Raw genomic sequence first — 8,229 nt, forward strand, 5'->3', positions numbered from 1 at the left:
GAAACCGTCGGGGGGCGGGTGGGCGAAACCGTCGGGGGGCGGGTGGGCAGCAATCCCGTCGACGCCTAGCGCGTCCATCGCCTGCCGGCGGTAGGCCCCGAGGATCTCCCGGAACGCGGCACTGAACTCCGGGTCCTCTCCGGTGAGCAGCGCCGCGAACCCGCCGACCCCGATGCCGTCGGCGATGACGTCGACCGATTGCGAGACCACCCACCGGATGCGCTGCTCGCGGTCGGAGTCCGGCGGCACCGACGGCCGCTCCCGCAGCGTCGCCAGCGCGGCGGTGAGCAGTGCGCGCCGGTTCTGATGCCTGCGGTAGATGGTGGTCTTGGCGATGCCGGTGGCCTCGACGACGGCCTGCATCGTCACCGCCCGCGGGCCGCGGGCCCGCAGCAACTCCAGCGCCGCGGCCAGTATCCGCGCGCCGACCTCGTCGGTCTTGTCCGCCGCGTCCCGTCCTGGCTGAACCACACCCGAAACGCTACACTGGCAGTAGCGCTACGCTACGCGTAGCGTATTGAAGAATGGAGATGTTCACATGCGCAGATCGTTCAACAACGCCCCGCTACCGATCTTCGGTTACCTGCTGACCCTGCTCGGCTTCGTTTTTCTGGGGTCGTCCACGGCAGCGCTGGCGTTGGGCAGCAGCCTCGCACCGTGGTTCGGCCTCGCGATGATCGTCGGCTTCGGGTTGGCGGTCACGTGTTTCGTGCTGCGCAGCCGGGAGATGGCCGACGCCGACCCGGACAGCGACATCACGCTGGGCTTCGACCCGATCCGCGGCGACACCGACCGGCGGGCCGCCGAGCGCTACCTGGCCAGGTACCGCGGGCAGCTCGCCTCGACCCCCGCACCGGCCGACGCCCGCCCACCCCTCGCCGAAATTGCATTCCAGCAGCCGGATTTCGAGAACGAGCCGACCGGGATGCAATCTCGGCGGCAGGTAGTGAGGGCCGCCGGCTAGTTGGGCATGGCGGATTCGACGACCGTGAGCTCAGCGGGAAGCCCTGCGGCGCGGCGGATCTCGACGAACTCGTCGAGCATGGCCGAGGTCAGCTCGTGCGGGTCCTCGAGCGTCTTACCGTCCGACAGCACCGAGATGTTGATCTGGTCGACGTAGCTCCACACCGTGATGTTGAGTCCGCTGCCCGCGGTGAGGGGCCCCACCGAGTAGATCTCGGTGACCAGCGCGCCGCCGACCCGGGCGCGCTCGCGCGGACCCGGCACATTGGAGATCGGCAGATTCATCACCTTGTTCTGGCCGTCCTTGTTCGACAGCCAGCGGAACATCGCTTCGGCCGGGGCGGGCGGGAAGTACGCCGACCACCGGCTCACCAGCTCCGGGCCGATCAGGTTGTTGCTCTCCTTGCCCACGGCCGCGGCGACGTGGGCCGCGCGGACCCGTTCGGCCGGATCCTCGACGTCCACCGGCAAGCTGACCAGCACCCCGGTGAAATAGTTGCCCGAGATTCGGTCGCGGGAGAAGTCGAAACTCACCGGCACCGACGCCAGCAGCGGATGGTCCGCACGACCGTCATAGCGCAGCAACAACTTTCGCAGCGCGCCCGCCGACATCGCCAGCACCATGTCGTTGATGGTGGCGTCCAGCTGCTTGCCGGTGTGCTTGACGTCGTCGAGCGAAAGGGTGGCCGTGGCGAACTTCCGCGTCGCGTCGACCATGTGGTTCATGAACGACGGCGGCGGGGTGAAGGGCATCGTCAGCTTCGGGGACAGTTTCCGCGGGCTGCGCTGCACCCGGCGCACACCCTGGGCCGTGTAGCGCATCACGCTGGGCAGCTTGGCGATCTGGCGCATGTGGTCGGCGAACGCGGTCCGCACCAGCTCACCCCGGGTGGGGGCGGGATCGGTGGCGTACGAATCCCGTTCGGGCTGCGGCCCTTCCTGCAGATCCATGCCGCGCGCCAGCAGGTTCGCCGAGGCCACACCGTCGGCCAGCGCGTGGTGGATCTTGCCGAGCACTGCGATGCGACCGCCGGCCAGACCCTCGATCAGGTACATCTCCCACAGCGGACGGCTGCGGTCCAGCGGTGTGCTGGCGATCCGGCCGACGGCCTCGTCGAGTTCGCGGCGGCCGCCGGGAGCCTCGACGCGGCAGGACCGCACGTGGTAGTCGAGATCGACCTCGGCGTTCTCGCGCCACATCGGGTGGTGGAACTTGAACGGGATGTCGACGAGCTCATAGCGGAACGGGTCCAGCTTGTAGAGCCGGCCGTGGATGACCTTGCGCAGTTCCTCCACACCGAAGGTGGCCCCGCCGAGATCATCGAGTTCGATGACCGCCAGCTTGAGCGTGTGCATATGGACGTTCGGCGTCTCGCTGTACAACAGCACAGCGTCCCAGCCACGAAGCCTCTTCAACACGCCACCTTCCGCACCGGAGGTGACTATATAACCTCTTTGGCCCCGATGAGGCTTCGGTTTCGATGAATGTGGTTGAGGAACAGGCCGATTGCCGTCGACGCGGCTCCCGTGCGGGCACCGTCGGTCATGTCGAATCCGTGCCCGGCGCCGGGCAGCTCGACGTATCCGACCACCGAGCGCGACACGGCCCGCAGTCGTTCGACGAAGCCCTGCGCCTGGGCCACCGGGATCACGCTGTCCCCGGTGCCGTGGACGACCAGGAACGGCGGCGCCTCGGGATGGACCCGGGCCATCGGCGATGCGTTGCGGTAGACGTCGGGATGCCTGTCGAACTTGCGTTTCACCACGACCCGCTCCAGGAAGTCCATGAAGCGCACCCGCTCGACGGTCGACTTGTCCTCCCAGTCGTAGCGGCCGTAGATCCCGATGACCGCGTCGACGGACGTGTCCGAGCCTTCGGGCAGTTCCCCTTGCAGCTCCGGGTCGTTGGCCGTCAGCCCGGCCAGCGCCGCGAGATGCCCACCGGCCGAGGTTCCAGCGATCGCCACGAAGTTGCGGTCGCCGCCGAACCGATCGACGTTGGCGCGTGCCCAGGCGATCGCGGTCTTCACGTCGGCGATGTGCGCCGGCCACGGATTGTGCGGGGCCACCCGGTAGTCGATGGACAGACACACCCAGCCCTTTTCGGCCAGATGGGACATCAGCGCGTAGCCCTGCAGCATCCGGCTGCCGTGCACCCAGGCTCCGCCGGGCACGAAGATCATCACCGGTGCGGGCTGGGCGGGCAGGTCGTCGCGGCGCCACACGTCGAGGAGTTGGGTCGCGCGCGGGCCGTACCGCACCGACGTCCGGTGCACGTGGCGGCGGTGCTCGCGCATCTTCCAGACCGGCGGGGTGCGCTCGGCGGCCGGCCACTCGATCTCCAGATCCTTGGCCCCGACCACCCCCCGCAGTGCCGCCTCGGTGACCGCGTTGGTGCAGTCGCGTTCCTGCTGCTTCTTCTCGGCGTCACTGGGCGCTACCAGCGACTTCGCCAGCGCGCCGACGAAGTCCGGGGCGTGCCGGGTGCCCCAGATCCCCGCAGCGGTCAGAGCGCCAAGGGGCTCAAGATGTTTCCCGATCACGGGCAGCGACGCCGAGGCCACGCTCATCGCCAGCATGTAGTCGGAAGGCCCCGCATTCAGCAACCATTTCAAGCGCGTGGTGAGAGTGGGCCCGGGATACCGGATGTCCGGCCGTTCCGTCATTTCGCGAGCGTACCCCCGAGTAGGTAATCGAAACGACACTCTCAGCGAAGTTGTCTACTCATGTTTTCGCTGTGGCCAATTTGTGACTGTTGTCACATGCTCGGCCCGGGTGTGACGCGCGATAACGTCGGTTCCCGACCGTCAACTTCAGCAGTGAGGCCCCACCCCGTGCGTAAGACGCCCGCGTCCAAGCTTGCCATCACCGACGACCACCAGGACCTCGCCGCGGCGGTGTCCGGCCGGCTCAACCGGCTGCAGGCGCCGGCCAAGGCCCGCGCGACGCTCGACGGCGGCGATCCCGGACCGGCCGACATCTGGTCGGCGGCAACCGAACTCGGTTGGACCGGGCTGGCGCTGCCCGAGGACGTCGGCGGGTCGGGGTTCGGCCTGGCCGAGCTCGCGGTCGTGGTCGAGTGCCTGGGCCGCCAGCTCGCGCCCGGCCCGTTCCTGGCCTCGGCGGCCGCCGCGGTGGTGGTCGACCGGTGTGCGCCTGGACCGGTCCGGGCCGCGCTGCTGCCGGGGCTGGCCGACGGGACGACGATCGCGGCGCTCGGCGTGTCGGGCAACGTCACCGTGGGGGTGGGCGGCGATCTGACGGTGTCGGGACAGAGCCCGGCGGTGCTCGGCGCGCCGGACGCGGCGCTGTTTGTGCTGGTCGCCGGCGACGATGTGGTGCTCGTCGACGCCGATGACTCCGTGCCGGTCACTGCGCTGGACAGTCTGGACACCACCCGCCGCCTCGGGACCGTGTCGCTGAGCGACGTCCCGGTGGCCGGGGACCGGGTGCTGCGCGGGGCCGCCCGCGACGCCAGGACGGTGTGGCGCATCCTGACCGCGGCCGAGGCCGTCGGGGTCAGCTGGGCGGCGCTGGACATGGCCGTCGAATACGCCAAGGTGCGGGAGCAGTTCGGCCGCACCATCGGCACCTTCCAGGCCGTCAAGCACCACGCCGCCGACATGCTCGTGCACGCCGAGGCCGCGACCGCCGCCACCTGGGACGCCGCCCGCGCCGAGGATCTGGACAGCGCCTGGTTCGCCGGCGCGGTGGCCTCCGTCCTGGCCAACCGCGCTCAGGTGTTCAACGTGCAGACCAATATTCAGCTGCACGGCGGCATCGGGTTCACCTGGGAGCACGACGCGCACCTCTATCTACGTCGGGCCCGCACGCTGGCCGCGCTCGCCGCCGGTGGCGTCGACCCGGTACTCGACGTGGTCGACGCCCAGCGTCGCGGCCTGGCCCGCGGGGCGTCGTTCTCGCTGCCGTCCGAGTCCGAGCGCTACCGCAGTGCGGCCCGCGAGGCGGCGGCCGAGATCCGGTCGCTGCCCGCCGACCGGCAGCGGGACCGCCTCGTCGACTCCGGATATCTGGTGCCGCACTGGCCGAAGCCGTGGGGCCGCGGCGCCGATGTGCTCGAACAGCTGGTGATCGAGGAGGAGTTCGCCGGTGTCGAGCGCCCCGACATGGGGATCACCGGGTGGGTGGCGCTGACGATCGCCCAGGCGGGCACCGAGGAGCAGCGGGAACGCTGGGTCGAACCGGTGCTGCGCGGGCAGGTGATGTGGTGTCAGTTGTTCTCCGAGCCGGGGGCCGGTTCGGACGCCGCGGCGGTGCGCACGGCGGCGCGCAAGGTCGACGGCGGCTGGCGGGTCACCGGACAGAAGGTGTGGACCAGCCTGGCGCACCTGTGCCAGTGGGGACTGGCCACGGTGCGGACCGACCCGGACGCCGCCAAACACGCCGGGGTGACGATGATGGCGATCGACATGACCGCCGACGGTGTCACGGTCAACCCGTTGCGCGGGCTGACCGGTGACTCGCACTTCAACGAGGTGTTCTTCGACGACGTATTCGTCCCGGACGCCGACGTCGTCGGGGACGTGAACAGGGGCTGGCTGGTCGCGCGCGCGACGCTGGGCAACGAGCGGATCTCCATCGGCGGCGGCTCCGGCGGACCCACCGGCACCACCGCCGACGACCTCGTCGCGCTGCTCGACGGCACGCCGGAGACCTCGGCGGGATACGTCCGCCAGGCGGGCGAGGTGATCGCCGAGCTGCACACCCTGCGGCTGCTGAACCTGCGCCGGGCCACCCGGGCGATCGCCGGCGCCGAACCCGGACCGGAGGGCAACGTGACCAAGCTGCTGGTCGCCGAGTCCGGCCAGCGGCTCACTGAACTCGCGGTCGAACTGGCGGGCGCCGCCGCGGTGACCGGGCAGAACCCGCGACTGACCCTGAGCTACCTCGGCAACCGGGCCATGACGATCGCCGGCGGGACCTCGGAGATCACCCGGAACACCATCGCCGAGCGAATCCTCGGATTACCCCGGGACCCGCTGCTCCGCTGACCAATACTGGGCGGATGCCCCGCGTCCACTTCCATCCCGAGCTGCGCAGCAGCGCCCGCATCCTGCCCCGGCAGATGATCACGCCCGTCACGCTGCCGTTCATGCGGGCGGCGTCCCGGCTGATGTGGCGCGGCAAGGACGCCCCCGAGGACATCGAGGTGCTCGACCTCTCCTCCGGTGTCGGGGTGCGGTTGTTCCGGCCGCGCGGGGTGGCGCCGGGCCCGGGGCCGGCGCTGCTGTGGATCCACGGCGGCGGCTATGTCATCGGCGACGCCGCCCAGGACGACGTGCTGTGCCGCCGGTTCGCGCAGGAACTCGGCGCGACGGTGGCGTCGGTGAACTACCGGCTGGCGCCCGAGCATCCGTATCCGGTGCCGGTCGAGGACTGCTACGCGGCCCTGAGCTGGCTGTCGGGGCTGCCGTCGGTCGATCCGGCACGCGTCGCGATCGCCGGGGCGAGCGCCGGCGGCGGGCTGGCCGCCGCGCTGGCGCTGCTGACCCGCGACCGTGGCGAGATCGCCGTGGCCGCACAGGTTCTGGTGTATCCGATGCTCGACGACCGCACCTCGCAGCGCAAGGATCTGGACCACCCCGGGCACCGGCTGTGGAATCAGTCCAGCAATCGTTTCGGCTGGCGCGCCTATCTGGGTGACGCGGACCCGGGCGAAGCGGTTCCGGCCCGCCGCGACGACCTGGCGGGCCTGCCGCCGGCCTGGATCGGTGTCGGCACCCTGGACCTGTTCCACGACGAGGACCTCGCCTACGCGGAGAGACTGCGCGCGGCGGGCGTGCCGTGCGAGGTGATGGTGGTCGACGGCGCGTTCCACGGGTTCGACGGCATCGCGCCGAAAGCGTCGGTGTCGCAGAAGTTCTTCACCGGTCAGTGCGCGCTGCTGCGTACCGCGTTCGCACCGACGGCGGCCTGACGCTCAGCGGCGTTCGTAGACGAGCTCACCGCCGATGACCGTGGCGGCCACGACGCCGGCGTCCGGTTCGGCGGGTAGATCGCGCGGTGCGACGGCCAGCACGCACAGGTCGGCCGGCGCGCCGGGCGCGATCCGGCGGGGCACCGCGGGCCGATCCGGCTCACCGAGGAACATCGTCAATGCCGTTGTCGCGCTGATCCGTTCACGCTCGCCCAGCACCCGGCCGGAGGGGGTGGCGCGGTGCACGGCCGCGCGCATCGCCGCCCAGGGATCGAGGTCGCCGAACGGCGCATCGGTGGACAGCGCGACCGGCACCCCGGCACGCGAGAGCGAGGCCACCCGCCACAGTTCGTGATGCTCGGCGGGGTCGACGTCGGCGAGGTACTGCTCACCGCGCTCGGCGACGAAGTTCGGCTGGGTGACCACGGTGACCCCGATGTCCGCGAGGTCGGCCAGGCTCGCCTCGGGCACCACCGCGGCGTGCTCGATGCGGTCCCGCCGATGATTTCCGTTGGCGCGCAACGCCGCCAGTGTCACCACGAGCTGGGCGGCGGTCACGCAGTGCACCGCGACCGGTATGTCGCGGGCGTGCTGTTCGGCGATCCACCCGCTCAGCGCGTCGAGGTCCAGTGCGTCGTCGTGCAGGATGCGCTTGCCCGGGGCCAGCCACCGGACCTGCTGACGCATTCTGCGGCGCAACTCCCCGGGATCCTCGAGATCCGGTGTGGCGTCGGTGACCCCGGTGACGCCCAGCGCGCACAGCCGTGCGCTCAACCCGGCGAGGTCGGGGGTGCTGCGCAGCGATGCGGCCCATCCGGGGTCGGCGCTGGGCAGTCGGCCGTCGGGGTGGTCGGCGCGCCCGATGCGCTGCAGCGCGGCGGTGTTCAGAATCCACTGCACGCCACTGCGGTGCTGGATGCGCACCGGGACCGGCGGGGCGAGTTCGTCGAGTACGTGCCGGTCCAGCGGTCCGGCGGCGGCGTCGTGGTAGCCGACGGCACGGATCCAGCCGTCGGGGCCTGCGGCGGCGCCGGCGAGGACGCGCGCGAGTTCGGCTCTGCTGCGCACCTCGTCGGGGCCGACCCGCACCGAGTGCAGCGCGGCCGCGGCCGCCCGCAGATGGAGGTGGTGGTCGTGCAGCCCGGGCAGCACCGTGCCGCCGGCCGCGTCGTACTCGGGTTCGCCGGGCCGGGCGGTCAGGCCGTCGGCCACCTCGAGAATGCGCTCGCCGACGCGGATGTCGGCCGCGGTGCCGTCGAGCAGGGTGGCCCGCCGGATCAGCATGTCGCGGCCAACCGACTGTCGACCAGCCGGTCGACGACCTCGTT

The 8,229-nt window shown here is 71.0% G+C and carries 7 protein-coding genes; 3 read left to right on the forward strand and 4 right to left on the reverse strand.

Going from position 1 to position 8,229, the window contains the following annotated elements; genetic code table 11:
- A partial coding sequence (locus MVA01S_RS26370) for a TetR family transcriptional regulator (protein ID WP_060941755.1) occupies positions 1-471 on the reverse strand: 471 nt, incomplete at its 3' end.
- Between the two features lie 67 nt (positions 472-538).
- Here MVA01S_RS26370 and MVA01S_RS26375 point away from each other — a divergent pair.
- On the forward strand, positions 539-964 hold the full coding sequence (locus MVA01S_RS26375; protein WP_003933856.1) for a hypothetical protein: 426 nt from the start codon (positions 539-541) through the stop codon (positions 962-964).
- On the opposite strand, the gene MVA01S_RS26380 is transcribed toward MVA01S_RS26375, so the two are convergent.
- Complete coding sequence (locus MVA01S_RS26380) at positions 961-2,379, reverse strand: WS/DGAT/MGAT family O-acyltransferase (RefSeq protein ID WP_003933857.1); 1,419 nt, start codon at positions 2,377-2,379, stop codon at positions 961-963. The two genes, MVA01S_RS26375 and MVA01S_RS26380, sit on opposite strands and share 4 nt — an antisense overlap.
- 26 nt (positions 2,380-2,405) lie before the next feature.
- Complete coding sequence (locus tag MVA01S_RS26385; RefSeq protein WP_003933858.1) at positions 2,406-3,629, reverse strand: alpha/beta hydrolase; 1,224 nt, start codon at positions 3,627-3,629, stop codon at positions 2,406-2,408.
- A gap of 168 nt (positions 3,630-3,797) precedes the next feature.
- On the opposite strand from MVA01S_RS26385, the gene MVA01S_RS26390 reads away from it, so the two are divergent.
- Positions 3,798-5,975 carry an acyl-CoA dehydrogenase family protein gene (locus MVA01S_RS26390; protein ID WP_003933859.1) on the forward strand — a complete coding sequence of 726 codons (2,178 nt, stop codon included), beginning with the start codon at positions 3,798-3,800 and terminating at the stop codon, positions 5,973-5,975.
- Positions 5,976-5,989: 14 nt separating this feature from the next.
- The gene (locus tag MVA01S_RS26395; protein WP_003933860.1) at positions 5,990-6,901 is read left to right on the forward strand and encodes an alpha/beta hydrolase; all 912 of its coding nucleotides are present in this window, start codon (positions 5,990-5,992) and stop codon (positions 6,899-6,901) included.
- A 3-nt stretch (positions 6,902-6,904) separates the two neighbouring features.
- Here MVA01S_RS26395 and MVA01S_RS26400 read toward each other — a convergent pair whose 3' ends face one another.
- Positions 6,905-8,185 (reverse strand): amidohydrolase family protein, encoded by a 1,281-nt coding sequence (locus MVA01S_RS26400; RefSeq protein WP_003933861.1) that lies wholly within the window; start codon positions 8,183-8,185, stop codon positions 6,905-6,907.
- Positions 8,186-8,229: the final 44 nt, after the last annotated feature.

It is taken from the genome of Mycolicibacterium vaccae NBRC 14118 = CIP 105934, assembly GCF_001552715.1.
GTDB lineage: Bacteria > Actinomycetota > Actinomycetes > Mycobacteriales > Mycobacteriaceae > Mycobacterium > Mycobacterium vaccae.